At 71.1% G+C, this 25,934-nt stretch carries 22 protein-coding genes and 1 tRNA gene; 14 read left to right on the top strand and 9 right to left on the bottom strand.

The genetic code is table 11. The features are described 5' to 3' along the window. Positions 1-16 precede the first annotated feature (16 nt). Complete coding sequence (locus DWB68_RS08735) at positions 17-760, top strand: SDR family oxidoreductase (protein WP_119424756.1); 744 nt, start codon at positions 17-19, stop codon at positions 758-760. 76 nt (positions 761-836) lie between these two features. Here DWB68_RS08735 and DWB68_RS08740 read toward each other — a convergent pair whose 3' ends face one another. The 3 genes from DWB68_RS08740 to serB all read right to left on the bottom strand — a co-directional run bounded on the left by DWB68_RS08740 (position 837) and on the right by serB (position 5,345). Beyond that, a complete protein-coding gene (locus DWB68_RS08740; protein ID WP_119424804.1) occupies positions 837-2,009 on the bottom strand; it encodes an IS30 family transposase in 1,173 nt (390 codons plus the stop codon). Positions 2,010-2,307: 298 nt separating this feature from the next. Beyond that, the gene (locus tag DWB68_RS08745; RefSeq protein ID WP_119424757.1) at positions 2,308-4,323 is read right to left on the bottom strand and encodes a VanW family protein; all 2,016 of its coding nucleotides are present in this window, start codon (positions 4,321-4,323) and stop codon (positions 2,308-2,310) included. A gap of 134 nt (positions 4,324-4,457) precedes the next feature. Then, positions 4,458-5,345: a phosphoserine phosphatase SerB gene (gene serB, locus DWB68_RS08750; RefSeq protein ID WP_119424758.1), complete on the bottom strand. Its 888-nt coding sequence runs from the start codon at positions 5,343-5,345 to the stop codon at positions 4,458-4,460. Between the two features lie 93 nt (positions 5,346-5,438). Here serB and DWB68_RS08755 point away from each other — a divergent pair, with 93 nt between their 5' ends. The 5 genes from DWB68_RS08755 to DWB68_RS08775 all read left to right on the top strand — a co-directional run bounded on the left by DWB68_RS08755 (position 5,439) and on the right by DWB68_RS08775 (position 9,432). Next, complete coding sequence (locus DWB68_RS08755) at positions 5,439-6,221, top strand: ABC transporter ATP-binding protein (RefSeq protein WP_119424759.1); 783 nt, start codon at positions 5,439-5,441, stop codon at positions 6,219-6,221. Positions 6,222-6,242: 21 nt separating this feature from the next. Continuing rightward, complete coding sequence (locus tag DWB68_RS08760; RefSeq protein ID WP_119424760.1) at positions 6,243-7,031, top strand: sulfite exporter TauE/SafE family protein; 789 nt, start codon at positions 6,243-6,245, stop codon at positions 7,029-7,031. Continuing rightward, positions 7,028-7,822, top strand: coding sequence for a TrmH family RNA methyltransferase (locus DWB68_RS08765; RefSeq protein WP_119424761.1), 795 nt, complete (start codon positions 7,028-7,030; stop codon positions 7,820-7,822). Before DWB68_RS08760 ends, DWB68_RS08765 begins: the two co-directional genes overlap by 4 nt. A 115-nt stretch (positions 7,823-7,937) precedes the next feature. Then, on the top strand, positions 7,938-8,192 hold the full coding sequence (locus DWB68_RS08770) for a type B 50S ribosomal protein L31 (protein ID WP_119424762.1): 255 nt from the start codon (positions 7,938-7,940) through the stop codon (positions 8,190-8,192). 163 nt (positions 8,193-8,355) lie between these two features. After that, complete coding sequence (locus DWB68_RS08775) at positions 8,356-9,432, top strand: lipoyl protein ligase domain-containing protein (RefSeq protein ID WP_199700419.1); 1,077 nt, start codon at positions 8,356-8,358, stop codon at positions 9,430-9,432. A 90-nt stretch (positions 9,433-9,522) separates the two neighbouring features. Here the strand turns inward: DWB68_RS08775 and pepN are convergent, their stop codons facing one another. The 3 genes from pepN to DWB68_RS15985 form a co-directional block, all read right to left on the bottom strand. Then, positions 9,523-12,153 carry an aminopeptidase N gene (gene pepN, locus DWB68_RS08780; protein ID WP_119424806.1) on the bottom strand — a complete coding sequence of 877 codons (2,631 nt, stop codon included), beginning with the start codon at positions 12,151-12,153 and terminating at the stop codon, positions 9,523-9,525. A gap of 263 nt (positions 12,154-12,416) precedes the next feature. Then, positions 12,417-14,486 carry an acyl-CoA dehydrogenase family protein gene (locus tag DWB68_RS08785; protein ID WP_119424763.1) on the bottom strand — a complete coding sequence of 690 codons (2,070 nt, stop codon included), beginning with the start codon at positions 14,484-14,486 and terminating at the stop codon, positions 12,417-12,419. Positions 14,487-14,508: 22 nt separating this feature from the next. After that, positions 14,509-15,228 carry a TetR/AcrR family transcriptional regulator gene (locus DWB68_RS15985; RefSeq protein WP_158588266.1) on the bottom strand — a complete coding sequence of 240 codons (720 nt, stop codon included), beginning with the start codon at positions 15,226-15,228 and terminating at the stop codon, positions 14,509-14,511. Between the two features lie 112 nt (positions 15,229-15,340). Here DWB68_RS15985 and DWB68_RS08795 point away from each other — a divergent pair, with 112 nt between their 5' ends. The 3 genes from DWB68_RS08795 to DWB68_RS08805 are packed head-to-tail and all read left to right on the top strand — an operon-like array spanning position 15,341 to position 18,845. Then, a complete protein-coding gene (locus DWB68_RS08795; RefSeq protein WP_119424764.1) occupies positions 15,341-16,636 on the top strand; it encodes an acetyl-CoA C-acetyltransferase in 1,296 nt (431 codons plus the stop codon). A gap of 1 nt (position 16,637) precedes the next feature. Continuing rightward, the gene (locus DWB68_RS08800) at positions 16,638-17,975 is read left to right on the top strand and encodes a 3-oxoacyl-ACP reductase (RefSeq protein WP_119424765.1); all 1,338 of its coding nucleotides are present in this window, start codon (positions 16,638-16,640) and stop codon (positions 17,973-17,975) included. Between the two features lie 3 nt (positions 17,976-17,978). Then, positions 17,979-18,845, top strand: coding sequence for a MaoC/PaaZ C-terminal domain-containing protein (locus DWB68_RS08805; protein ID WP_119424766.1), 867 nt, complete (start codon positions 17,979-17,981; stop codon positions 18,843-18,845). A gap of 6 nt (positions 18,846-18,851) precedes the next feature. On the opposite strand, the gene DWB68_RS08810 is transcribed toward DWB68_RS08805, so the two are convergent. Continuing rightward, positions 18,852-20,039, bottom strand: a complete 1,188-nt coding sequence (locus tag DWB68_RS08810) for a glycosyltransferase (RefSeq protein WP_158588267.1) — start codon at positions 20,037-20,039, stop codon at positions 18,852-18,854. A gap of 131 nt (positions 20,040-20,170) precedes the next feature. Beyond that, a tRNA-Leu gene (locus DWB68_RS08815) sits at positions 20,171-20,254 on the bottom strand. A 209-nt stretch (positions 20,255-20,463) separates the two neighbouring features. Here DWB68_RS08815 and DWB68_RS08820 point away from each other — a divergent pair. Both DWB68_RS08820 and DWB68_RS08825 read left to right on the top strand, forming a co-directional pair. Further along, the gene (locus DWB68_RS08820; protein ID WP_233548693.1) at positions 20,464-21,777 is read left to right on the top strand and encodes a M20/M25/M40 family metallo-hydrolase; all 1,314 of its coding nucleotides are present in this window, start codon (positions 20,464-20,466) and stop codon (positions 21,775-21,777) included. 78 nt (positions 21,778-21,855) lie between these two features. Continuing rightward, complete coding sequence (locus DWB68_RS08825; protein ID WP_119424769.1) at positions 21,856-23,013, top strand: acyl-CoA dehydrogenase family protein; 1,158 nt, start codon at positions 21,856-21,858, stop codon at positions 23,011-23,013. A gap of 58 nt (positions 23,014-23,071) precedes the next feature. On the opposite strand, the gene DWB68_RS08830 is transcribed toward DWB68_RS08825, so the two are convergent. Beyond that, positions 23,072-23,314 (bottom strand): DUF5703 family protein, encoded by a 243-nt coding sequence (locus DWB68_RS08830; protein ID WP_119424770.1) that lies wholly within the window; start codon positions 23,312-23,314, stop codon positions 23,072-23,074. Positions 23,315-23,426: 112 nt separating this feature from the next. Between DWB68_RS08830 and DWB68_RS08835 the strand changes: the two genes are divergently transcribed. The 3 genes from DWB68_RS08835 to mshC all read left to right on the top strand — a co-directional run bounded on the left by DWB68_RS08835 (position 23,427) and on the right by mshC (position 25,906). Continuing rightward, positions 23,427-23,687, top strand: coding sequence for a hypothetical protein (locus DWB68_RS08835; protein ID WP_119424771.1), 261 nt, complete (start codon positions 23,427-23,429; stop codon positions 23,685-23,687). Positions 23,688-23,738: 51 nt separating this feature from the next. Beyond that, a complete protein-coding gene (locus DWB68_RS08840) occupies positions 23,739-24,572 on the top strand; it encodes an undecaprenyl-diphosphate phosphatase (RefSeq protein WP_119424772.1) in 834 nt (277 codons plus the stop codon). 77 nt (positions 24,573-24,649) lie between these two features. Next, positions 24,650-25,906: a cysteine--1-D-myo-inosityl 2-amino-2-deoxy-alpha-D-glucopyranoside ligase gene (gene mshC / locus DWB68_RS08845; protein WP_119424773.1), complete on the top strand. Its 1,257-nt coding sequence runs from the start codon at positions 24,650-24,652 to the stop codon at positions 25,904-25,906. Positions 25,907-25,934: the final 28 nt, after the last annotated feature.

Genomic DNA, 25,934 nt, shown 5'->3' on the forward strand with positions numbered 1-25,934 from the left:
GCAAGAGAGGAACACCATGGGATCCCTGACCGGGAAGACCGCCATCGTCACGGGCAGCTCGCGCGGCATCGGCGCCGACACGGCTCAGCTGCTCGCCGCCGAGGGCGCCAATGTCGTCATCAACTACCGCTCCAAGGCGCCCCGCGCCAACAAGGTCGTCAAGGCGATCGAGGAGGCGGGCGGCCGCGCCATCGCCGTTCAGGGCGATCTGACCTCGGCCGAGGACCGCGAGGCGCTCGTTGCCGCGGCCATCGAGGCCTTCGGCACGCTCGACGTGCTCGTGCTCAACGCCTCCGGCGGCATGGAGACCGACCGCGGCGCGGACTACGCGCTGACGCTGAACCGCGACGCCCAGGTCGGCATGCTGGAGGCGGCCGCCCCGCACCTTCCGCGCGGCGGCCGCGTGGTGTTTGTGACGAGCCACCAGGCCCACTTCATCGACACCGTGCCCACCCTCGACGCCTACGAGCCCGTGGCCCGCTCCAAGCGCGCGGGCGAGCTGGCCCTGCGCGAGCAGATCCCGGCCCTGGCCGAGCTCGGCATCACCTTCGTCGTCGTCTCCGGCGACATGATCGAGGGCACCATCACCGCCACGCTGCTGGACCGGGTGGAGCCGGGCGCCATCGAGGCCCGCCGCGCCGAGGCCGGCAAGCTTTACTCGGTGGCCGAGTTCGCCGCCGAGGTGGCCGCCATGGTGACCGCCGACGTCGAGACGGGCCACACGGAGCTCGTGGGCGGCGGCAAGGGCTTCGTGGCCTGATTCCGCGCCACGCGCTCAACGCGAAAGGAGGCCCTCCCCGAGGCGGTTTCTGGGGGTCCTCGCAACACCTGGTGGTTTAGGTGGCTTTGATGAGATCACGCATGCGCTCGGCTGGGGTTTCCCAGCCGAGCGTTTTGCGTGGGCGGCGGTTGAGTTTGTTGGCGAGGAGTTCGAGGTCTTCTGGCCCGTAGACGGACAGGTCGGTTCCTTTGGGGAAGTACTGGCGCAGCAGTCCGTTGGTGTTTTCGTTGGTGCCGCGCTGCCAGGGTGAGTGCGGGTCGCAGAAGTACACGTCCACGCCGGTGGCGATGCTGAATTGCTGGTGGGCGGCCATTTCGCAGCCTTGATCCCAGGTGAGGGACCCGCGCAGTTGTTCTGGTAGTGAGCCGATCAGAGGGATGAGCGCGTCGCGGACTTCTTCGGCGGTGTGCCCGCCGGGCAGGTGGCCGAGCAGGACCATGCGGGTGGTGCGTTCCACCAGGGTGATGATCGCTGATTGGGAGTTGGTGCCGACGATCAGGTCGCCTTCCCAGTGGCCTGGGACGGCGCGGTCTTCGACTTCGGGGGGACGTTCGGAGATCATGATCATCTCGTCCACGAAGCGTTGGGTGCGCTCTTCGGGGTTGCGGTGGGGCTTGCGGCGGGTGCGCTCGGTGCGCAGGGTGTGTTCGACTTCGCGTTTGAGGCCGCCTCGGGCCTGGACGTAGATGGCTTGGTAGATCGTTTCGTGGCTCACGCGCATGCCCTCGTCGTCGGGGAAGTTCTTGAGCAGAGCATGACTGATTTGTTCCGGAGACCACTCATCTTGCAGGCCAGCGGCAACGAAGTCGCGCAGCGGCCCGGGCATGGCGAGTTTGGATTCTTTGGGCCGGGCACGGCTACCGGCCCAAGCGCGTTGAGCGGCATGCGGACGGTACGAACCGTGGCTCCTGTGCATGTCGAGTTCGCGTTTGATGGTTGAGGCCGGGCGGCCCAGCTCGGCACCGATCTTCCGCAGAGAAGTGCCAGCCCGGTGCGGGTCGGCGATCGTTTCGCGTTCTTCGAGGGTGAGGAAGCGTGGATGCAGCTCCGCGTCGATGGCCGCCAGGGGTATGCGTTGCTGGGTGGTCATCCCTGTTTTGTAGTCGACGATCCGGCCATCGGGGTAGTACCGGCGGTCCCTGGCTTTGCGGATGCCTTTGTCCCAGTCCTGAGCCGTGCGCAGGTGGACGCCCACGATTGCCGCGGCTTGCCGGCGGGACGTTCCCACCGCACGTAGTTGCTCGTATTCGGCTCGGCGCGGGTGGGGGCCGGTGCCGGGGCGACCGCGACCTTTCAGGCCAGCATCGCGTGCCCAGCCAGCCGCCGTGTTCTTGTTCGCACCGACCGCCTGGGCCGCGGCAGTGACGTTCCCGTCAAGGCGGTCGTAGGCCTCGAAGAACGCCCGCTTCAGCTCCGTAGAAAGCACAATCCCCGCAACTCCTTCAAATCGAAGGTGTTGCGGGGACCGCTAGAACCCGCCCGAGCGGGGAGGGCCTCCTTTCGCGTTCAACGGCGGCGGTCGCCGGTCACTTGTCGCAGACGATCCGGTTCCACGGGGAGTACGTCCAGACGAAGGACTCCTTGGGGAGCGGCTTCTCGGCCGACGTGCGGCTGCGCGTGACAGTCACCGTGAAGCCAGACTTGCCGCCGGACTCCGGCTGGCACTTGGCCGCGGAGGAGTGCACCGTGGTGGGCGAAGTGATGTTGTAGTGATCCGACGTGGTCGTCTTCACGTCCCAGGTCTTCACGCCCCAGAGCACGGTCTTGACCTGGGAGTCGGTGACCCACATCTGCACCACGACGGGGGCCTTGGTGTTGTTCTTCCAGCGCATGTTGACCTGGCCCTCCCAGTAGGTCGACTCGCGGCCTGCCGGGTAGCGATCGAACCAGCGGGAGTGGGGCTTGTGCTCCAGGATGTCCATGCCGCCCAGGAAGCCGGCGTTGTAGGACATCGTCGAGATCTGCGAGATGCCGCCGCCGAGGGCGGTGGTGGCGTTGCCGTTCTCGACCACGCCGGAGGCGACGTAGCCGTTGGCGGTGGTGATCGGCCCGAACTGGTCGGCCAGATTGAATTCCTTGCCCGGATCCACCACGGTGCCGTTCACGCGCGAGGCGCCGAGGCGCAGGTTCTTGGTGCGTTGCGTGTCGTAGGTGGGATACGGGGTCGCGAACTCCGCGACCTTGACCATGTTCCACGACTCGGCGGTCTTGGTGGAGATGGTGGGCTGCGTGACCTGAAGCTCCACGGTCGCCTTGCGGGCCGACTCGGTGGAGGCCTTCTGCACGGCGGCGGCGAGCTTCGCGGCGTCGATGCCCTTGCCCTCCTGGGCCGGGACCACGGAGAGCGCGGCGGACGCGCCCGAGCCGGTCATCTTGACGGTGGCGTTGCGGCCCTCCGAGGCCATCTTGGGGTTCACCTCCACGACGGCCGCGACGAGCTTCTCGCCATCCAGGGTCAGGGCGGGCTTGCCGTCCTTGACCTCGACGGTGGCGGCGGCGCCCACCGTGGCTGCGGGGAGCTGGGCCTCAGCGGTGCCGTTGTTGACCGTGATGGGGCCGTCCAGGAGCGGCTGCACGCTCGCGTCGAGGAAGCCCTTCCAGTCAGCCGCGGAGACGGCGGGGGCCTGCGTGGAGGAGGTGGCGGCGATGGAGCCGTCGGCGTGCAGCCATTGCTCCTTGAGCGAGGTGGCTGTCGCGGCGGCGTCGATGGCCACGCCGTCGCGCGGCTCGTTGTAGTCGGCCTTGCCCTGCGCCACCACGATGGAGCCCTCGACGGGGGCGGTGGAGAGCGACTTCGCCGCCTTGGCCACGGCGCCCGTGAGCGCCTGGTCATCCACCGTCGTGACGGCCTGGGCGTCCTGCGAGCCCATGATCCGCGAGAGGATGACGCTCGGGTCCCACGACAAGCCGGTGAAGCGGTCAACCGTGGCGTCGACGTCAACGCCCAGGCCGACGTCGGCGGGCTTGAGTGCCACGGACTGCTCGCCGGCCGTGAGCTTGAGGGCCTTCTGGGCCCGGGGGAGCAGCTGCTCCGAGAGCGTCGACTTGGCCTGCTCCGCGCTTTGGCCCGAGAGGTCGATGCCGTCGACGCTCAAGTGAGCGGGAAGCTTGTCCTGCGTCAGGAAGGCGGCACCGGCGTAGGCACCGCCGGCCACCACCACGGCACCGAACACGGTCCACGCCGCGACCTTGGCGCCGCGACGCTTCTTCTTGGGTGCCACGTCCGGCTCCTCCTGCTCCTCGGGTGCGGCCTGCGGGGCCGCGGCGGCCGGGGCGGCAGAGAGCACGGGATCGAGGTCGAGCCGCGTGGCGTCGTCGGCGACGGGCGGCTGGATCGCCGGAGCGGCCTCGGCGGGCTGCGCTGCGACCGGGAGCGACTCAGCGGGCGCGGCGATGGGCGGGTGCTCGACGCGCTGCGCCTGCTCTCCGGCCTGTTCGCTGGCTCGCTCGCCCGGCGTGGGCTCGATCGTCTCGTCCGTCTCGCCCGCCGGCGGCTCGGGCGCGTTCTCCTCGACCGGTCCCGAGGTCGGGTTCTCGCTCACGTGTTCTCCTTCAACGGTTCCGCCACTTGGCGCATGAACTGCGCAAGGGCCTGGATCATCCTAGGACGGACCACGGCGCGCGCCCATCGCGAACCGGGCGGCGGCAGGTCACGTTTGGATATTGATTGGGGGGCTTAGGCATCCCAGCCCAGCGCGGCGGCCACGGTGTCGAGGCGTCGCAGCCCCAACACGCCGTCCGCCACCGAGCGCAGGGCGGGCTTGGGTTCGACGCCCACGCCGAGGCCCGCGACGGTGAGCAGGTCGATGTCGTTGGCCCCGTCGCCGAGGCCGATCGTGCGCTGGGCCTCGATGTCATCGGCCGCACACCAGCGGCGCAGCGCCGCCGCCTTGGCTGCCCGGTCGACGACGGGGCCCTCCACGGTGCCCGTGAGCACGCCGTCGCGCACGCCGAGGACGTTCGCGTGGGCGTGGTCCAGGCCCAGGGCCTCGGCCAAGGGCTCGAGCACCTGGATGAAGCCGCCGGAGACGGCGCCCACCTTGTGCCCGCCCGCGTGCGCGGCCGCGATCAGCTCGCGGGCGCCGGCCGTCGGCACGACGTCGGCGGCGACCTCCTCGATGAGGCTCACCGGCAGGCCGGCCAGGGCCTGCACGCGGTGGTGCAGGGACTGGGCGAAGTCGAGTTCTCCGCGCATGGCCCGCTCGGTCACGGCGGCCACTTCGGCCTCGCGCCCTGCATGTGCCGCGAGCATCTCGATGACCTCCTGCTCGATCAGCGTCGAGTCGACGTCCGTGACGATCAGGCTGCGGCGGGAACCGCGCAGCGCCGGCGGCACGAGGAGGCTGGCCTGGCCCGCCGCGGTGTCCTCGCGCAACAGGGCGCGCAGGGAGTTCAGCTGGGCCTCCTCGAGGTCCAGCTCCCAGGCGGCGCCGCTGAGGCCCGCTGGCACGGCCAGCTCGGCGGGGGAGGCCTGCGCCCCGATCGTCTCGATCCACGACGGCGCGGGATGCGGCGTCGTGACGGCGTCGGAGCTGAAGGAGACGAGGCGGTACTGCTGGTTCATGTCACCAGTGTGAGCGCTCTGCCCGACCCATCGGGCATCCGTGACACGCGCCCGGCGCGGGCGTGGGGCACTCGTGTGTCTTAGGGTGGGGGCATGACTGCCGTCCTCGCCTTTGACGATGTTTCCGTGATCCGTGGCGCCCGCCACCTGCTCAAGAACGTGAGCTGGAGCGTGGGCGAGGACGAGCGCTGGATCGTCATGGGTGCCAACGGCGCCGGCAAGTCGACCCTCCTGCGCATCGCCTCGACCCGGCTGTTCCCCACGCGCGGCGCCGTGGACGTGCTCGGTGAGCGCATGGGCAAGGTGGACCTCTCCGAGCTGCGCCCGGCCATCGGCGTCAGCTCGGCCCTGCTCGGCCGGGAGATGCGCGAGGAGGAGACGGCCCTCAACGCCGTCGTCTCCGCGTCGTACGGCATGACGGGACGCTGGCGCGAGCACTACGACGCCGACGACGAGCGCCGCGCCCTCCAGCTGCTAAACCAGTGGGGTGCCAGCACGCTGCTCTCGCGCCGCTACTCCACGCTCTCCGAGGGCGAGCGCGCCCGCGTGCTCATCGCCCGTTCGCTCATGTCCGATCCCGAGCTCCTGCTGCTGGACGAGCCGGCCGCCGGGCTCGACCTGGCCGGCCGCGAGGATCTGGTCCGCCGCCTCGGCGCGTTTGCCGCGAGCCCGCTCGCGCCCGCCATGGTGCTCGTGACCCACCACCTCGAGGAGATCCCCGAGAACTTCACGCATGCGCTGCTACTGCGCGACGGCGAGGTCGTGGCCCAGGGCCCGCTCGAGGAGACGGTCACGCAGGGCAACCTCGAGGCGACCTTCGGCCTGCAGCTGACCCTGAACCGCCAGGGTTCGCGCTTCAGCGCCTTCGCGCGCTGATCCGAAGGGGCACCGTTCGACGTGGAGCTCTGGCAGTCGCTGCTGATCCTCTTGGCCGGGGTCTGGGCCGGGACCATCAACACGATCGTGGGTTCCGGCTCGCTCGTGACCTTCCCGGTCCTCGTGGCGATGGGCCTGAACCCCGTCAACGCCGTCGTGTCCAACGCCATCGGCCTCGTGGCCGGCGGCGTGTCGGGGGCCTGGGGTTATCGCGAGGAGCTGCGCACGGTCCCGCGCACGCTCAAGCGGTTGCTGCCGGCCTCGATCGTCGGAGCGCTCCTCGGCGCGTGGCTGCTGCTCCACCTGCCGGAGAGCGTCTTCGGGATCGTCTCCCCGATCCTTGTGGCCCTCGCCGTGCTGCTCGTGATCCTGCAGCCGCGGCTCGCCGCGTGGGCCAAGGCCCGCTCCGGCGGCGTGGACGAGGGACCTGACGCGCAGCCGTTCTCCTCGGCGCTCGTCCTCCTCGTCTTCCTGACCGGCATCTACGGCGGCTACTTCACGGCCGCCCAGGGCGTCATTCTCATGGGCATCTTCGGCGTCATGCTGCACGGCAGCCTGCAGCAGGCCAACGCCGTGAAGGTGGTCCTCTCGCTGGCGGTCAACCTCGTCGCCGCGGTGGCTTATCTCCTCTTCGCCTTCGAGCGCATCGATTGGCTCGTGGCCGGCCTCATCGCCGCGGGCTCGCTCTTCGGCGGCTGGCTGGGCGCCAAGGTGGGCCGCCGGCTCTCGCCCTTCGTGCTGCGTGCGTGCATCGTGGTGCTCGGCGTCGTGGCCTTTATTCACCTGATCTGGCAGTTGGTGTCCGCATGAGCATGATCCGCATCGAGTCGCTGGATGATCCCCGCCTGGGGGACTACCGGGGCCTGACGGACGCTGCCCTGGCCAAGACCCGGTCCCGCTTCATCGCCGAATCGACAGTGGTGGTTCGCCGCGCGCTCGCCTCGGGTGCCGTCCCGCGCTCCTTCCTCGTGGACGAGCGCCACGGCTCCGTGGTGGCGGAACTCGCCGCGGCGCACCCCGAGGCCCCCGTCTTCGTGGGGGAGGGCCCCGTGCTCGAGGCGCTCACGGGCTTCCACCTGCACCGCGGTGCCCTGGGATCCTTCGAGCGCCCGGCGCCCGCGGACCTCGACGCCCTGCTGGAAGGCGCCCGCCGCGTCGTCGTGCTGGAGGACGTCGCCGAGCACACCAACGTGGGAGCGATCTTCCGCAGCGCCGCCGGCCTGGGCATCGATGCGGTGTTGCTGAGCCCGCGCAGCGCCGATCCGCTGTACCGCCGGGCCATCCGCGTCTCCATGGGCACGGTGTTCTCGCAGCCCTGGGCCCGCCTCGACACGTGGCCGGAGGGCATCGCAGCCCTCAAGCGGCACGGCTTCGAGGTGCACGCCCTGGAGCTGACGGACGACGCGCTCAGCATCGAGGAGCTGGCGGCGCGCGGGCCGGAGCGGCTGGCCCTCGTTCTCGGCACGGAGGGTGCAGGCATCCGCCCCGAAACCCTCGAGGCCGTGGACGGCGCCGTGCTCATTCCCATGCGCGAGGGGGTCTCCTCGCTCAACGTGGGCGCCGCGGCCGCCGTGGCGATGTGGGAGCTCCGGGCGCGCTGACCGCGCGTCAGCCCCCGCCCAAATTCCGTGTAGAATGGAGCGTCGTCGCATGTGCGGCGCCTCCACTTTCATTGCCCCTGGCCAAATCCAGGGGCCCAAGAGAAATGGTGATCCCATGAAGGCTGGCATCCACCCGAACTACGGTCCCGTCGTGTTCCGTGACCTCGCTTCCGGCGAGAAGTACCTGACCCACTCCACCGCCTCCAGCGGCAAGACCATCGAGTGGGAGGACGGCAACACCTACCCCGTCATCGACGTGGAAATCTCCGCCGCCTCGCACCCGTTCTACACGGGCAAGCAGCGCATCATGGACTCCGCCGGCCGCGTGGAGCGCTTCAACCAGCGCTTCAAGGGCTTCGGCGGCAAGTGAGCCGTCGCGCGCGGTGCTGAACCGCGCGCCTCTTGAACGATCGGGCCTCGTGTCATCCCGCAAGGGAGGGCGCGGGGCCCGGTCCGTTTCCGGCCCACGCCAAGCGCGCCGCGCACGCTGAAGGGGCCGGCGCCCCTGAACGGGCGCACTATGCTGGGGAAGCGTGAGCACAGAGCCAGCGCAGAGCATTCATCACGGCGAGTACAAGGTCCCGGGCGGCAAGCTCGTGGTCGCGGATCTGACGGTGGCTGACGGGATCATCGCCTCCGCGAGCATCAACGGCGACTTCTTCCTGGAGCCGGACGAGGCCCTTGAGGACATCGACGCAGCGCTCGTCGGCCTCGCCGTGGGCACGAGCCACGAGGACCTCGCCGCCGCCGTGACGGCCAAGCTGCGCTCGGACGCCGTGATGTTCGGCTTCGACGCCCGCGCCGTCGCGACCGCCGTGCGCCGCGCCCTGGGCCTGGCCACGGGATGGACGGACCACGCCTGGCAGGTGCTCGGCCCCACGCCGTACCCCATCGCCGTTAACGCGGCCCTCGACGAGGTCCTAGCGCGCCAGGTGGGCGCCGGGTTGCGCCCGCCGACCATGCGCCTGTGGGAGTGGAACGAGCCGGCCGTGGTGATCGGTTCCTTCCAGTCCCTCAAGAATGAGGTGGATGCCGAGCAGGCCGAGCGCTACGGCGTGAAGGTCGTCCGCCGCATCTCGGGCGGCGGCGCCATGTTCATGGAGGCCGGCAATTGCATCACGTACTCGCTCTACCTGCCCACCTCGCTCGTGGACGGGATGTCCTTCGCGGATTCCTACCCCTTCCTCGACGCGTGGGTCATGGAGTCGCTTGCCCGGGTCGGTGTTGAGGCGCATTACGTCCCGCTCAACGACATCGCGACGGAGGCCGGCAAGATCGGCGGCGCCGCGCAGAAGCGCCTCGCCGGTGGCGGCATGCTCCACCACGTGACCATGAGCTACGACATCGACGCGGACAAGATGACCCAGGTGCTGCGCATCGGCCGCGAGAAGATCTCGGACAAGGGCATCACGAGCGCCAAGAAGCGCGTGGATCCGCTCAAGCGCCAGACGGGTCGCAGCCGCGAGCAGATCCTGGAGACGCTCACGGAGGTGTTCACGCAGCGCTACGGCGCCACCCCCGCCACGCTCGACGCCGCGACGCTCGCGGAGGCCGAGGCGCTCGCGGAGAGCAAGTTCGACACGCCGGAGTGGACGGCCCGCGTGCCGTAGGCGCGGCCTTTACGAAAGCACGACGGCGCCGCTCCCCTTGACGGGGGAGCGGCGCCGTCGGCGTCGGTGGGCCCGGGCGGGCCGCCCGGCTCAGCCGCGCTGGGAGGCGGCCTGCGCGCCCAGGCGGCGCCGGACGTCGTCGAGCCGTTCGATGACGAGGCGGCGCAAGGCGGCCGGGGCCTCGGCGTGCGCCGCGAGCCAGGACTCGGCGGCGAGCACCGTGGGATGCGTCGCGCCGTCGCCGTCGTCGAGCTCCGCACCGGCGGGGAAGAGGCCCTCCACGACGCGCGTGGCCTGTCCCTGGGTCTGCTGCGCCCATACGTCGGCGATGCGCTCGAAGTACTCGTCCTCGTGCCCGACGCCGACGCCAGAGGGGTCGATGCCCAGGCCGTCGATCGTGGCCTGCAGGTGATCGTTGGAGAGCGTCGCGCCGCTCGCGTCGGCACCGGAGTACGCGGCGGCTCGGGCAGCGTCCTTGGCGGCGGCGAGCGGGCGGGCGGCCAGGGCGCGGGTGAGACCCGTCGCGGAGATGGCCGTGGGGGCGGCGGCGTCGGCGGCCCGCAGCTCCTCCTCGGAGCGGCGGCCGTGGGCGGCCAGGGCCACGAGCGCGGCCCAGGCGAGCTCCTCGCCGAGCGCGAACTCGTCGTCGGCGAGCCAGGCCTCGGTCACCTCGAGGCTCTGGGCGTCGGGCGTCTGCTGCTCGGCGAGCGAGGCGAAGAGAGCACGCAGGCGCACCGTGCGCTCGTCGGAGGGCTCGGGGGCCTCCACGATCGACTCCAGCAGGTAGGTGACCCAGCGGGCCAGGAGCTCCTGGCGGTCGCCCGCGAGCGTGTAGGACTCGAGGCCGGAACCGGCCTGCGCGAAGGACTGGGCCAGCACGCCCGAGTCCTCGATCAGCCCGGCGTTGGAGACCACGCCGTCCACGAAGCGCTCCACGGGGAGCGTAGCGTCGCGCACGAGGTTCCAGGCGCCGGCCAGCGCCGTGGCGCGGGCCAGTTCGTCGTCGAGCCCCTCGCCGAGGGCGATGCGCAGCGTGGACTCGTCCATGCCGATCTTGGCGTAGCTGAGGTCCTCGTCGTTGACGAGCCAGGCGGAGCCGAGCGGCGTGCCGACGAGCTCGGGGACGGGCGTCCTGGCGCCCTCGACGAGGACCGCCACCTGCGCCGTGCGCGCGGCCGGCGCGTCGGCCGCTGGGGAGTACACGCCCACCTTGGCCACGTGCGGGCGCAGGACCGTCTCGCCCGAGCGCGGGTCGATGCCGTCCTGGACGAGCGTGGCGGAGGCGATCTTGCCCTCGGCCTCGGTGAGCTCGAGGCTCAGGCGGTTGACGCCGGCCGTCTGCAGCCAGGCCTCGGCCCAGGCGCCCATGTCGCGCCCGGAGGCCTCCTCGAGGGCCGAGAGGAAGTCGCTCAGGCGGGTGTTTCCCCAGGCGTGGCGCGTGAAGTAGGCGCGCGCGGCGGCGAGGAAGGCGTCCTGGCCCACGAAGGCCGAGAGCTGCTTGAGCACCGACGCGCCCTTGGCGTAGGTGATGCCGTCGAAGTTCTGGTCGGCCGCCTCGAGGTCGGTGATGTCGGCGACGATGGGGTGCGTCGTGGGGTATTGGTCCTGGCGGTAGGCCCAGGCCTTGCGGCGCGAGGCGAAGGTGGTCCAGGCCGTCGTGAAGTCGGTGGCCTCGTCCACGACGAGCGTGCCCACGTAGTCGGCGAAGGACTCCTTGAGCCACAGATCGTCCCACCAGGCCATGGTGACGAGGTCGCCGAACCACATGTGGCACATCTCGTGCATGATCGTGTTGGCGCGCTGCTCGTGCTGGGCCTCGGTGGCCGGGGACGTGAAGACGTAGCGCTCGGTGAAGGTCACGAGGCCCGGATTCTCCATGGCGCCCAGGTTGTACTCGGGCACGAAGGCCTGGTCGTACTTGCCCCAGGGGTAGGCGATGTCGAAGTGCGTGTGGAACCAATCGAGGCCGCGCTTGGTCAAGTCGAAGACCTCGTGTGCGTCCATCGAGGCGGCGAGCGAGGCGCGCGTCGCGATGCCGAGCGGCACCGTGACGGCCTCGCCCGAGGCGGTGACGCCCTCATAGTGGTCGTTCCAGAGGGCGTAGGGGCCGGCCAGGAACGTGGTGATGTACGTGGACATCGGCTCGGTCGTGGCGAACTCGCGGGTGCTGTTGGCGCCCCCGGCCTCGCGCAGGCCCACGAGCGCGCCGTTCGAGGCGGCGTGCCACTGATCGGGGGCCGTGATGGAGATCGAGAAGCGGGCCTTCAGGTCGGGCTGCTCGAAGTTGGGGAAGATGCGACGCGCGTCGGCCGGCTCGTTCTGGGAGTACAGGTACGTGTTGCCGTCAGCCGGGTCGACGAAGCGGTGCACGCCCTCGCCCGAGCGCGAGTACGCCGAGGCGCTGACGATCTCGACGACGTTGCTGGCGGCCAGGCCACTCAGGCGCAGGCGCGCGCCGTCCACGACGTCCTCGGGGTTCAACGCCGTGCCGTTGAGCGTGATCGACTCGAGGGAGTAGCCCAGGTAGTCGAGGAAGGTGGCGGAGCCCTCGGTGGCGTCGAAGGCGATGCGGGTCGTGACGGGGTAGCTCGGGACGGCCGGATCCTCGGCCTGCGAGAAGTCAACGTGGATCGCGTAGTCGTGGGTGGTGACCAGCCCGGAACGCTCCGCCGCCTCGTCGCGGCGCAGGTTCTCGTTGGAGGGGCGTGCTTCAAGTCTCATGTCGTCCATCTTCTCACCGCTGCCCGCGCCGTCTCCCACCGGGCAGGGGCGTGGCGCGGGGACCCCGCCCGCCAGCCCTCGCCCCGCCCCCTACGCCCGCCCACTCCCGCCGTTGTCGTCGGGTCCCGCACGAATCGTGCGGGACTCGACGACAAAGGCGGGAGAGGAGGTGAGAACCAGCGTAAGGCAAGGGCCCGACGGCGGGTGCTCACCCGCCGTCGGGCCCTTGCCGTGGGTGGCGCCAGGTGGGGGCGCCCGGGCGCCTAGCGCCGGCCGGCCTTGGCGGCCGCCTTCGCCTCGGCGCGGCGGCGCTTGAGCAACACCTTCTCGTCCACGGGGGAGTTGGGATCGGCGCGCAGGTGGCGGTAGTACTCAGCCGCCTCGTCCTGGCGGGCCTGCTCGGCTCCCGAGGAGATGGGGGCGCGCAGGTGCGCCTGCGTGTAGCCGAAGGCATCCACGAGGTCCTGGGCGTGCGGGCGCAGGCGGGCGATCAAGCGGTCAACATACTCGATGAGCGTGCGGGCGCGCTGGGCGGAGAGGCGGCCATGCATGAGGTACCAGCCGAGCTCCTCCTCGATGCATCCCAGGCCGAAGAGATCGCGCAGCCACGTGAGAATGGTGCGGGTGTCCTCGTCCTCGACGGCCTCCAGGCCGCGCGTGAACGCCTCCCACTGCAGGAGCCGACCATGGGCGGCGGCCGCCTTGATGAGGGCGTCCTGGTTCTCGTTGAAGACGCGGGCCTTCTCGGCCGAGGAGGCCTTCGCCACGTCGTTGAGCGCGCGGCCGATCTGGGACACCGTGACGTTGATGCGCTCCGTCAGCAGCGCGCGCTGGACCTCGGGATCCTTGAGCACGGTGGCGCTGCGCTTCTCGCTGCCCGTGTCGCGGGCCTCCTGGCCCAGGGCGCGCAGGCCGGTGCGGGCCAGGACGGCATCGGAAACGGTGCGCAGCGCGAAGCGGGCCATGCCGGCGGCGTCCATGCCCTTGAAGGACTTGGCGTAGTCGGTCAGCAGGCGCTTGCCCACGAGCTGGAGCAGGATGTTGTTATCGCCCTCGAAGGTCGCGTAGATGTCGAGGTCGGAATGCAGCCCGGTGAAGCGGTTCTCGGCCAGGAAGCCGGCACCGCCGCACGCCTCTCGGCACTCCTGCAGCGTGCCGAGCGCGTCCCACGTCGTGGTGGGCTTGAGCGCGGCGGCGAGGGTCTCGAGATCCTCGCGGTCGGCGTCCGAGGCGCGTTCGCCGGAGAAGACGCCGTCGAAGGCCTCGAGCAGCTCCTCGTGCGAGAACGAGCCGGCGTAGGTGCGGGCGATGAGCGGGATGAGGCGGCGCTGATGGCGCTGGTAGTCGAGGATGACCTCCTCCTGGACATCGCTACTCGCGTTGAACTGGCGGCGCTGGTTCGCGTAGGTGACGGCGATCTGGAGGGCCACCTTGGAGGCGGCCGTCGCGGCGCCGTCGAGCGAGACGCGCCCCTGGACCAGGGTGCCGATCATCGTGAAGAAGCGGCGGCCGGGGGACTCGATGGGGGAGGAGTAGCTGCCGTCCTCGGCCACATCGCCGTAGCGGTTAAGCAGGTTGGTGCGCGGGACGCGGACGTCGCTGAAGTGCAGGCGGCCGTTGTCGATGCCGTTGAGCCCGCCCTTGACGCCGTCGTCCTCGCCGCCGATGCCGGGCAGGAAGGTGCCCGCCTCGTCGCGGATCGGCACATAGAAGCAGTGCACGCCGTGGTTCACGCCGTTGGTGATGAGCTGGGCGAAGACCGTGGCGGCCTTGCCGTGCAGGGCCGCGTTGCCGAGGTAGTCCTTCCAGCCCGCGCGGAACGGGGTGTTGATGACGAATTCCTGGGCCTGCGGATCGTAGGTGGCCGTCGTGGCGATGGAGGCGACGTCGGAGCCGTGGCCCGTCTCCGTCATGGCGAAGGCGCCGGGGATCTCCATGCTCATGATGCCGGGGAGCCACTTGTCGTGGTGCTCGCGCGTGCCGAGGTGCAGGACGGCGGCGCCGAAGAGGCCCCACTGCACGCCGGCCTTGATCTGCAGCGAGGGGTCGGCCGTGACGAGCTCCTCGAAGCCCGCGATGTTGCCGCCGTGGTCGTCCCCGCCGCCCAGGTGGCTCGGGAAGGCGCGGTGCACGGCCTTGGCCTCGACGAGGGTGTAGAGATTCTGCAGCGTGCGCTCGCGATGCTCGGGCATGGGTTGCCCCTCGATCTTGGCCAGCTCGGGGCGCGCGGAGAGGGCGCGGGCCTCGCGGCGCACCTCGGCCCAGCGGCCCAGGAGCTGCTCGCCGAGCGCTGCGACGTCGAGGCGGGGGGTGGTGCTCTCGGTGGTGCTCATCAACGAATCCTTTCGATTCTGGCTACTGCTGTGCCGCGGGGGCGGAAGGAAGGGAGACCGCGCGGACCGCGTCCGCGGGGGTGGACGTGGGGCCGGAAATCAGCCAGGCGGTGAGGTAAGAGGTCAGCTCGGCCGCGCCCTCGCGCTCGCCAGCGTCGCGCTCGAGCCAGGCCTCGCCGGCGGCGCGGATGAAGCCGAGGGCGGCGTGCGGCCAGAGGCTCAGTTGCGCGAGCAACGAGGGGCCAGGGTTGAGCTCCTGCAGGCGCTCGCGAAAGAGCTCGGCGAGGTGGTCGCTCACGTGCTTGAGCGCATCGGCCTGGCCGGCGTCGCCCGGGGCCATGACGAAGGCGTAGGTGTTGGGCGAGGCCTCGGCCTGCGCCAGGTAGGTGCCGATCATGGCAGACAGGGCGGCGAGCGGGTCGGGGGCGTTGCGCCCCGCCGCCTGGACCGCCGAGCTGAGCTTGCTCACGACGTCGTCGCCGATGGCGCGACGCAGGCCGTCCTTGTCGCCGAAGTAGCGGTAGTAGACGGACTTGCTCGTGGCCGCCTCGGCCGCGATGTCGCCCATGGCGACCCCTGGTCCGCCGCGGTGGATGGCGCGTCGCGCGGCCAGGATGAGCTCGTCGCGGCGCTGGTTGCGGTGCTCGTCCCAGCGGGTCGCGCGGCCGTCGCTGTGGCGCGGCGGAAGGAGCTCTTGGCGCGGCACATGACGCGGCTCACTGACAGGGGTGATCTGTTTCACGATACCGAGCGTATCAGGTACGCTCGGTATCGGACAGAACGCCCCCCGCTTGGTCGGCTCAGCGCCGGCCACCCCTTCAGCGACGTCACCCGTCAAGGAACACGAGGACACCATGGCTTCGAGCCCTTCCCCGCGCCGAGCAGTGATCATCGGCGGCAACCGCATTCCCTTCGCCCGCGCCAACGGCGCCTATGTCGGCGCCTCCAATCAGGACATGATGACCGCCGCGCTCGACGGCCTGGTGGCCCGCTTCGGGCTGCAGGGTGAACGCCTGGGTGCCGTCGCTGCCGGCGCCGTCCTGAAGCACTCGCGTGACTTCAACCTGACGCGCGAGAGCGTGCTCGGCACGGCCTTGGATCCGGCCACCCCCGCCTACGACGTCCAGATGGCCTGCGCCACGGGCCTCGAGGCCATCGGCTCGCTCGCGGACAAGATCAAGCTCGGCCAGATCGACTCGGCCATCGGCGGCGGCGTCGACACCATCTCCGACGCCCCCATCGCCCTGTCCGACGGCGCGCGCGCCGGCATGCTGGCCCTGGGGCGCGCCCGCACCCTGAAGGATCGGCTCGGCGCTGTGGCGTCCCTGCGCCCGCGAGACCTCGCCCCCGCAGCGCCCGGCACCAACGAGCCGCGCACCGGCCTGTCCATGGGCGAACACCAGGCCCTCACCACCCAGCGCTGGGGGATCACGCGCGAGGCGCAGGACGAGCTCGCGGCCGCGAGCCACCAGCACCTCGCCGCCGCCTACGAGCGCGGCTTCTTCGACGATCTCGTGACCCCGTACCGCGGCCTCACGCGCGACAACAACCTCCGCGCCGACTCCACGGTGGAGAAGCTCGCCAAGCTCAAGCCCGCCTTCGGCAAGAACCTGGGCGAGCAGGCCACCATGACGGCCGGCAACTCGACCCCGCTGACCGACGGCGCCTCGGCCGTGCTGCTCGGCTCCGAGGAGTTCGCCGCCCAGCACTCGCTGCCCGTGCTGGCCGACTTTGTCGACTACGAGCTCGCGGCCGTCGACTTCGTCTCCGGCGAGGAGGGCCTGCTCATGGCCCCCGCCTACGCCGTGCCGCGGCTGCTGGCCCGCAACGGCCTGAGCCTGCAGGACTTCGACTTCTACGAGATCCACGAGGCCTTTGCCGGCACCGTGCTCTCCACGCTGAAGGCCTGGGAGGATCCGGAGTTCTGCTCCGAACGCCTCGGCCTTGACGCGCCGCTCGGCTCGATCGACCGCAGCAAGCTCAACGTGGCCGGTTCCTCCCTCGCCGCCGGACACCCCTTCGCCGCGACGGGCGGGCGCATCGTCGCCACGCTCGCCAAACTGCTGCACGAGAAGGGCTCGGGCCGCGGCCTGATCTCCGTGTGCGCGGCCGGCGGCCAGGGCATCGTCGCGATCCTGGAGGCGCGCTGACATGGCCGATCAGTACCTGAACTTCGCCACGAGCGGCCTGGGCCGCTCGCTCGTCAAGCAGCTCGGGTTGCCGGCGCCAGTCACCCTGCGCCGCTACCGTGAGGGCGCCCCGCTCGTCCCCGGCGCGATCCTCGTGGTGGGCTCGAGCCCCCTGGCCGCCGAGCTGGGCGAGCTGCTCCTGGGCTGGGGTCAGGAGGTCCGCACGCACGACGCCGGCGACGCCGCCTTGGGCGCCATCGTCGCCGTGCTCGATGACCTCGAGTCGCCCTCCGGGCTCTCCGCGCCCGCGCTGACCATCTCGCCCGCGCTGCGCAAGCTGGCCCCCGGCGGCCGCGTCATCACGATCGCCCGCCCTGCCTCGAACGACGACGCGCCGGCCGTGGCGGCCGCGCGCCAGGGTGTCACGGGCCTGCTGCGCTCGCTCGCCCACGAGCTGCGCGATGGCGCCACGGGTAACGGGATCGAGCTGGCGGAAGGCATCGGCCTCGACGCGCCGAGCGCACAGGGCGCCCTGCGCTTCCTCCTCTCGGGCCGCTCCGCGTATGTGGACGGTCAGTTCATCCGCGTGGAGGGGACCGGCGGCGCGCTGCCGAGCAACCCGGACCGCCCGCTCGCCGGCAAGGTCGCCGTCGTGACGGGGGCCGCCCGCGGCATCGGCGCCGCGATAGCCAAGGTGCTGCACCGCGACGGGGCCACCGTGGTGGCCGTCGACGTCCCGGCGGCCGGCGACGCCCTCGCCAAGGTCGCCAACGAGGTGGGCGGCACCACGCTGCAGCTGGACGTGACGGCGCCCGATGCGGGCTCCAAGATCATCGAGCACGCCCAGAGGCGCCACGGCCGCCTCGACATCGTGATCCATAACGCCGGCATCACGCGAGACAAGCTGCTGGTGAACATGGACGCTGCGAAATGGGACTCGGTCATGGCCGTGAACCTCGAGTCGCAGCTGCGCATGAATCAGGCCTTCCTCGACGCGGGCCTGCCCGGGCTGCGGCTCGTGAGCCTGGCCTCCACCTCCGGCATCGCCGGCAACCGCGGCCAGACCAACTACGGAGCCTCCAAGGCCGGCGTCATCGGCATGGTGGGCGCCTCGGCGCGGGCCTTCGGCGCGCTGGGCGGCGGCATCAACGCCGTGGCTCCGGGCTTCATCGAGACCGAGATGACGGCCAAGATTCCCTTCGGCACGCGCGCCGCCGGGCGACTCATCCTGCCCTCGCTGCAGCAGGGCGGCCTGCCGCTCGACGTCGCCGAGGCGATCTCCTTCCTGGCCTCCGACGCGGCCGGCGGCATCAACGGGCGCACGCTGCGCGTGTGCGGCCAGAGCCTGATCGGGGCCTGAGCCGTGCGAGAGACGCTGCCCGAGGTCCCGACGCTCGGCACTCTGTACGCCTCCGCCGCGCCGCGCGTGCTGCGCAAGGTCACGTCGGTGGCGCCGGACGCCCTGCCCGACACCGAGGCGTACGTTGAGGCGGTGCGCTGCTCCCGCGAGCAGCTCACCGCCTACCAGCGGCTCGTGGGCGACACGGTGCGCGAGGAACTCCCGAGCGTGCTGCTGCACGGCCTCGGTTTCCCCGTGGCGCTGTGGCTCATGTCCCGCAAGGACTTCCCGCTCCCGCTGCTGGGACTCGTCCACCTGCGCAACGAGGTGCGCCAGCCGCGCGTCGTTCGGCCGGACGAGACGTTGGCCGTGAGTGCGAGGGCAGTTGGCCTCACGGCCCACCACGCCGGCACGGCCGTCACGATCGAGACCCGGCTGTTCTCGGAGGGGGAGCTCGTCTGGGAGGGGCGCAGCCTCTACCTGGCCAAGGGCGTGCGCCTGGAGGGCGTCGAGGCGCCCCCGGCGCCCGAACGCGCGGCCTTCGTTCCACCGAGCACGACGGCGCGCTGGCGCCTGGATGGCTCCACGGGCCGCCGCTTCGCGGCGGTGCTCGGCGACTACAACCCCATCCACCTCAGCGCGCTCAGCGCCAAGGTCCTGGGTCTCAAGGCGCCGATCGCCCACGGCATGTACCTGGCCGGCCGGGCCCTGGCGCAGTGTGCGCCTCACGGCACGGGCTACGCCTGGAGCGTCGATTTCGCGACGCCCGTGTTCCTGCCAGGCACGGTGGAGGTCAACCGCACGAGCCAGCCGGGCGGCGTCGTGCGCTTCTCGGGCTGGAACGCCAAGGCCTCCAAGCCGCACTTCGCCGGTGAGGTCACGCCCCTGTAAGGGGGTTCAGGCGGCGCGGGGCTGCTCCAGGCGGGCGTAGAGCGCCTGGAGCAGCCGCGCCGTGGCGTCCCAGCCGCGGTGCGCTCCGGTCTCCGCGGCGGCGCTGCGCCAGGCCAAGGGGGCGCCGTGCTGCAGCCGCGCGAGCGCCTCCGCCCAGTGCACCGGATCCAGATCCGGCAGCAGCCGCCCGTCCACGCCGTCGTTGACGAGCGTGCGCAGGCCGCCCACAGCGTGCGCGAACACGGGAGTGCCGCAGGCCAGGGCTTCGGCCGCCACGAGCCCATACGTTTCGTGCCGCGAGGGCATGAGCACGGCGTCGGCCGAGCGGTACCAGGCCGCCAGTTCGGTGTGCGGGACCGGGGGCAGCGAGAGGACGCGCGCACCCACCCCGGCCGCCGCGGCCAGCGCCGCCGGATCCTGCGCCCCCGCACCCGAGCGATCGCCCAGGAGCACCAGCGTCCCGCCGATCCCGTGCCTGGCAAGGAGGCCCAGCGCGGAGATGGCGACCTGCGGTCCCTTGTACGGCTGAATCCGGCCGGCAAACAGTAGGCGGGGGCCCTGACAGCTGAGCGGCCACGCGGCCCGCTCGCCTTCCGGCGTGAACACCGCGGTGTCGATGCCGGGGGAGACCACGCTGACCCGGTGCGGCGGCAACCCGAAGTCGGAGAGCAGTTCCTCGCGGTCCGACGGCGTGTTGGCCGTGAGTGCGTTGGCCGTGGCGGCGATGGACGCCTCAGCGCTCGCGCGCGGCTGCTCCAGGGGAACGCCGGGGGAATGCCGGTGCTTTCGGGCCGCCGTGGTGTGCATCGTGTGGACCCACGGCCCCGGATGCCTACGGCGCACGAGCGCCGCAGCGGCGCCGGAGAGCCAATAGTGCGAGTGCAGCGGCGCGCGCGCGTCGAAGTCGGCGTGCGAGAGCAGGGCGGCGGCAAAGTCGGGGACGGCCTCAGCGAGCTGTTCCTTGCTCAGGTGCCGGTCACCGCCGGCCGGCACGCCGTAGACGTAGACGCCGGGGGCGGGGGAGCGGGTCCAGGCGGCTCGCGAACGCGTGAAGATGTTGACCCGCGAGCCCGTGGCGGCGAGCGCCAGTGCGCTTTGAAGAACAAAGACGTTCATGCCGCCAGCATCGCCGGCCCCGGGCTGGGCCAGGGGCGAGGTATGCAGGGAGAGAACGTTGACGATGGGGGTGCTCACGCCGGGCTCCTGAAGAAAAACGATGCACGGTTGCGCTGGCGAAACCTTCGGCGGTGAGAGTTCCACCTTCAAGGGTCTCATGGAGTAAACAAAAGAGGCCCTCGGGATCACTCCCGAGGGCCTCTACTCTGTGCGCGAAGGGGGACTTGAACCCCCACCCCGTTTCCAGGACTAGCACCTCAAGCTAGCGCGTCTACCTATTCCGCCACCCGCGCAGGTGGTGTCTCCGGCTTCCTTTCGGCCGCCGTGGCAACGAGTAAGAGCTTACACGAGTGGCGGCCAAGGAACAAATCGAGGCCTCCTCAACGCAACTGTCCGGGTGCGCTAACACGTGATCGCACTAGGGTGAGGCGCGGAACGCCCCGCAGGTCCGGGGTGCCTCTGAACGCCTAGCAGCCCCCAGCCCAGGAGAAGAGGAAGCATCGTGGAGTCAGCCCGCCCCAGTGCCCAGGACGAGGTCGTTGAGATCACCCGCTCGCTCATCAGGATCGACACCTCCAACGACGGCTCCGGCGCGGCCTCCGCCAACGAGGCGCCGGCCGCGGCGTATGTGGCGCAGCTGCTCGCGGAGGTCGGGGTCGAGTCCCGCATCTACGAGTCGGCTCCCGGCCGCGCGAATCTGGTGGCCCGCATCCCGGGGCGCGATCGCACCCTGCCCGCCCTGATCCTGCACGGCCACCTCGACGTGGTGCCAGCCGCCGCCGAGGACTGGAGCGTTGATCCGTTCGCCGCCGAGCTGATCGACGGGATGATCTGGGGCCGCGGCGCCGTGGACATGAAGAACATGGACGCCATGATCCTGACGGCCGTGCGCGAGCTCGTGCGCTCGGGGGAGCAGCCCCCGCGCGATCTCATCGTGGCGATGTTTGCCGACGAGGAGGCCGGCGGCCTGTTCGGGGCCCAGTGGATGGTCGACAACCACCCGGAGGAGTTCGAGGGCGCCGGGTGGGCGATCTCGGAGGTGGGCGGCTTCTCGACCACGGTGGCCGGGACCCGCGCCTATCTGGTGCAGACCGCCGAGAAGGGGATGGCCTGGTTGGGCCTGACGGCCCAGGGCACCGCGGGTCACGGCTCGCAGACCAACTCGGACAACGCGGTGCTGCACCTGGCCCAGGCCCTCGCCCGCATCGGCGAGCACGATTGGGGTCGCAGCTACCACCCCTCCACGCTCGAACTGCTGGAGGGCGTGGCCCGGCTGAACGGCACCACCTTCGACCCGGAGGACCCGGCCCCCACGCTTGCCGCCCTCGGGGACGCTGCCAAGTTCGTCACGGGCACGCTGGCCACCACGGTCAACCCGACCGTGCTGCGCGCCGGCTACAAGGACAACGTCATCCCGTCCACGGCGAGCGCCCGCATCGATGTCCGCACCCTGCCCGGGCAGCATTACGAGACCATCGTCAAGCTGCAGGAGCTCGCGGGGGAGAAGGTCTCCCTGGAGCGAGGGATTGAGTTCGAGTCGATGCACGCGCCGGCCGACGCCCCGCTCGTCGCGCTCATGGGCGAGCTTCTGCGGGAGGCAGATCCCGGGGCGGAGGTCTTCCCCTACATGCTTCCGGCGGGCACCGATAACAAGGCGCTCGCCCGCCTGGGCGTGTCCGGCTACGGCTTTGCGCCCCTGCGGCTCCCGGAAGAATTGGACTTCACTGGCATGTTCCACGGCGTGGACGAGCGGGTGCCCGTCTCCGCCCTGCACTTTGGACTCGACGTCCTCGGCGCCCTCATCCGGCGCTTCTGAGCGCGCCGCGCCCACCGCACCGCCAGCCCACCCCTCCCCACCCGTCCGAACCGCGTCCCGTCACCAAGGAGTCCTGCCGTGCCTGCCCCCGTTTCCGAGATCCTCACCCCGGCCCTGCTGCGCGGCTTGCGCGAGCGGGCCGCCGGCCACGACCGCGAGAATTCCTTTGCCCACGAGGACCTCGCCGCCCTGCGCGAGGCCGGATACCTCACCGCCATGCTCCCAGTGGAGCTCGGCGGGCGGGACTGGGGCTTCGCCGAGGCGGTGGCCGGCCAGCGGCTCGTCGCGGCGCACGCGCCGGGCACGGCGCTGGCCGTGAACATGCACCTCGTGTGGCTCGGCGTGGATCGTTTGCTGCGAGCGCGCGGAGATGAGCGGCTCGCCCGCATGCGCGGTTGGGCCGCGGAGGGGGAGGTGCTGGCCTTCGGCGTTTCCGAGCCGGGGAACGACGCCGTGCTCTTTGACTCCTTCACCGAGGCCCGCCGCCGGGAGGACGGAGACTACGAGCTCACCGGCGCCAAGATCTTCACCTCCCTCTCGGCCGCCTGGACGCGCCTCGGCGTGTTCGGCAAGGAGGGAGAGGGGGAAGACGCGCGGCTCGTGCACGGCTTTGTCCAGCGCCAGCCAGGCGTCGAGGTGCTGCCGAACTGGGACGCCTTGGGCATGCGCGCCTCGGCCTCCAACGGCACCAAGCTGGACAAGGCGCTGCTGCGCGCCGAGGACGTGCACAGCGTCCTGGGGGTGGGGGAGGCGAGCGATCCGCTCATCTTCGGGATCTTTGCCTCCTTCCTGACGCTGACCGGCTCCGTCTACGCGGGCGTGGCCGATCGTGCGGTGCAGCTGGCGGCAGGCAACCTCACGCTGCGCCGCTCCCGCGCCACGCGGGAAAGCCTGGCGCAGGACCCGGCCCTGCGCTGGCGGGTCTCGGAGGCCGGCATGTCCCAGCTGGCCCTCGACGCGCAGGCGCGGCAACTGGCCTCAGACCTCGACGCCGGCGCCGACCACGGCGCGTCCTGGTTCCCCCGGCTCGTGACCTTCCGCACGCAGGCGGGCGACACCGCCCGCGAGCTGATCATGGAGGCGCTCAAGGTGTCGGGTGGCTCCGAGTTCTCGCGCGGCACCGAGCTCGAGCGGCTCTATCGCGACGTGCTCGCGAGCCTCTACCACCCCTCCGACGCCGAGTCGGCGCACCGGACGGTGGCCGACTGGCTCCTGGGACCGCTGGCTCAGGCCTGAACAGCACGACGACGCGGCGGGGCGGCGCGGGAACGCCGGCCCGCCCGAGCGGCTCGGACTAGCGCGCGGGGCCGAGCGAGGATTCCACGCGCATGACGCGCCGGCGCATCCAGTAGCGGCGGGCACCACCTTGGTAGATGAGGGTGCGCGCGAGCTCCCAGCGGCCCAGTTCGGAGTGCTCCCGCAGGGCGCTGCGGGCGTCGCTGAGCGACTCGCCCGGGCTCAGCGAGATCACGAGGTACTCATAGGAGCTCTCTCCGTGGGCGCGGGCGGGATCGGCTCCCTCAAGGCGTTGCAACATGGTGGCGCCATTGTGCCAAAGTCCGGGCGCCGCGGCGCGGTCAGCGCGCTGGTTCCCGAACGCTGGAACCGGGGACTGCCGCGTGCGGGCGCGGCGGGGTAGCGTTTGGCCCATGAGCTCCGATCCGCGCCTCGCCCTCGAATCCCTCACCTCGGCCCTCGCCGAGCACCTCAACGCCGTGGCGGCCCGCCGCTCGGACGACGACCCGCGGGTCGATGAGGCCTACGACCGCATTGCTGAGACGTTCGGTAACTACGAGGACGCGCTGTGGGATGCCTACCAGGAGTCCACCCCGCTCGACCTCTTCGACGAGGATCCCGACGACAGCGATGACGACGACGAGGACGCGGACGAGGACACGCTGGAGTCCTGAGTTCCCGGCGCGCGGCCCTGAGGCCGCGCGCGTGAAGTAGGGTTCACTTCCGTGAACTGGTTGTACGCCGCCTTGCTCGGACTGGTCCAAGGCCTCACCGAATTCCTGCCGATCTCCTCCTCGGCGCATCTGCGCATCGTGGGCGGATTCATGCCGGGCGGTGACCCGGGCGCCGCCTTCACCGCGATCACGCAGCTCGGCACCGAGCTGGCAGTGATCGTGTTCTTCTGGCGGGACATCGTCAAGATCATCAAGCACTGGTTCCTCTCGCTCGTCGGGAAGCTGCCGCGGAACGATCCGGACGCGCGCCTGGGCTGGTGGATCATCCTCGGCTCCCTGCCGATCGGTGTGCTCGGCCTGCTCTTCCAGGACCAGATCGACACGACCTTCCGCAGCCTGTGGATCGTGGCCACGATGCTCATCGTGTTCGGCATCCTGCTGGCCCTCGCGGATTCGCTCGGCAAGCAGCGCAAGCAGTTGCGCGACATGACGGCGGGGCAGGGCCTGCTCTACGGCCTGTTCCAGGCCCTTGCCCTGATTCCCGGCGTCTCGCGCTCGGGCGGCACCATCACGGGCGGCCTGGCGATGGGCTTCACGCGCGAAGCCGCCGCCCGCTACTCCTTCCTGCTCGCCATTCCCGCCGTGGTGCTCTCCGGCGGCTACAAGCTCGTGAAGTCCCTCGACGAGGGCTTCACCGGCCCGTACGGCCTGGGTGAGACGGCCGTAGCCACCCTCGTCGCCTTCGTCGTGGGCTTCGTCATCATCGGCTGGCTCATGAAGTACATCTCGACGCACTCGTTCCGTGCGTTCGTCTGGTACCGCATCGCCCTCGGTTTCCTGCTCTACCTGCTGCTCGGGCTGGGCCTCATCAACGCCACCGCGTGATGACCCCGAGCGCGCGCCCCGGCGCCCTCGCGCAACGCACCCGCGCCACCCGCCTTACCCCCTAGGAGTCCTTCCTCGTGCATGCCTGGTCAGCACCCGTCGTCCCAGCGGTCCCCGGGACCCCGCCCCAGCTGCGGCTGCACGATACGGCGGCCGGCGCCGTCGTTCCCGTGACGGCACAAGGCACCGCGTCCCTCTACGTCTGCGGCATTACGCCCTACGACGCCACGCACCTGGGACATGCGAACACCTACGTGGCGTTCGACCTGCTGCAGCGCCAGTGGCGCGACGCCGGCCTCGCCGTCGAGTACGTGCAGAACGTGACCGATGTGGACGACCCGCTGCTCGAGCGCGCCTCGGCCACCGGTGTGGACTGGCGCGAACTGGCGGAGAGCCAGGTGCAGCTCTTCCGCACGGACATGGAGGCGCTGCGCGTGCTTCCCCCCGAGCACTACGTGGGCGCCGTCGAGTCCATCCCGTGGATCGTGGACGCCGTCGAGGAGCTCGTCCGCCGCGACCTCGCGTACCGCGTGCCCGGCACGCACGGCGAGCCGGACGGCGACGTGTACTTCGATACCCGCGCCGCCGAAGGCGCCGTGTGGAGCCTGGGCGACGAATCGCACTACTCGCTCCCCACGATGCTCGAGCTGGCGGCCCAGCGCGGTGGCGATCCCGAGCGCCCGGGCAAGCGAGACCAGCTGGATCCGCTGTTGTGGCGCGTGGAGCGCGCGGGCGAGCCGGCGTGGGAGGGACGCACGCTCGGCGCCGGCCGCCCGGGCTGGCACATCGAGTGCTCGCTCATCGCCGCTCACTGCGTCCCGGGGACCCTCACGGTCCAGGGCGGCGGTTCCGACCTCATCTTCCCGCACCACGAGTTCTCGGCCGGTCACACCGCGGCGCTGCTCGAGCGCCCGCTGGCCGAGCACTTCGTGCACACGGGCATGGTGGGCCTCGACGGCGAAAAGATGAGCAAGTCGCTCGGCAACCTCGTGCTCGTCTCGAAGCTGCGCGCGCAGGGCGTGGAGCCCGCGGTGATCCGCGCCGTGCTGCTCTCCCAGCACTATCGCTCCGATTGGTTCTACGAGGACTCCATGCTGGGGCGCGCCGCCGGGCGCTTGGCGGCCTGGTCCGCGGCGGCCGGGGCCACGAGCCCCGAGCGCGCGCAGGCCCTCGTGGCGGGGCTGCGCGCCGCGCTGGCCGAGGACCTCGACGCACCGGCCGCCCTCGCGGCGCTCGACGCGTGGGCCGCGGCCGAGCCCTCGGCGCCCGACGCCGCCGCCACCGCCTTGGTGCGCGACGCCGCCGACGCCCTCCTGGGCCTGACGCTCGCCTGAGCGCCACTCACCTCAACCACCACGACGG

It is taken from the genome of Galactobacter valiniphilus (assembly GCF_003575975.1).
Lineage (GTDB): Bacteria > Actinomycetota > Actinomycetes > Actinomycetales > Micrococcaceae > Galactobacter > Galactobacter valiniphilus.

Bases quoted from the DNA above. Each gene is read 5' to 3' on its own strand.
- DWB68_RS08735 (WP_119424756.1), top strand. From the start codon at position 17: ATGGGATCCCTGACCGGGAAGACCGCCATCGTCACGGGCAGCTCGCGC.
- serB (WP_119424758.1), bottom strand. From the start codon at position 5,345: ATGAACCAGCAGTACCGCCTCGTCTCCTTCAGCTCCGACGCCGTCACG.
- DWB68_RS08755 (WP_119424759.1), top strand. From the start codon at position 5,439: ATGACTGCCGTCCTCGCCTTTGACGATGTTTCCGTGATCCGTGGCGCC.
- DWB68_RS08765 (WP_119424761.1), top strand. From the start codon at position 7,028: ATGAGCATGATCCGCATCGAGTCGCTGGATGATCCCCGCCTGGGGGAC.
- DWB68_RS08770 (WP_119424762.1), top strand. From the start codon at position 7,938: ATGAAGGCTGGCATCCACCCGAACTACGGTCCCGTCGTGTTCCGTGAC.
- pepN (WP_119424806.1), bottom strand. From the start codon at position 12,153: ATGAGACTTGAAGCACGCCCCTCCAACGAGAACCTGCGCCGCGACGAG.
- DWB68_RS08785 (WP_119424763.1), bottom strand. From the start codon at position 14,486: ATGAGCACCACCGAGAGCACCACCCCCCGCCTCGACGTCGCAGCGCTC.
- DWB68_RS08795 (WP_119424764.1), top strand. From the start codon at position 15,341: ATGGCTTCGAGCCCTTCCCCGCGCCGAGCAGTGATCATCGGCGGCAAC.
- DWB68_RS08800 (WP_119424765.1), top strand. From the start codon at position 16,638: ATGGCCGATCAGTACCTGAACTTCGCCACGAGCGGCCTGGGCCGCTCG.
- DWB68_RS08830 (WP_119424770.1), bottom strand. From the start codon at position 23,314: ATGTTGCAACGCCTTGAGGGAGCCGATCCCGCCCGCGCCCACGGAGAG.
- DWB68_RS08835 (WP_119424771.1), top strand. From the start codon at position 23,427: ATGAGCTCCGATCCGCGCCTCGCCCTCGAATCCCTCACCTCGGCCCTC.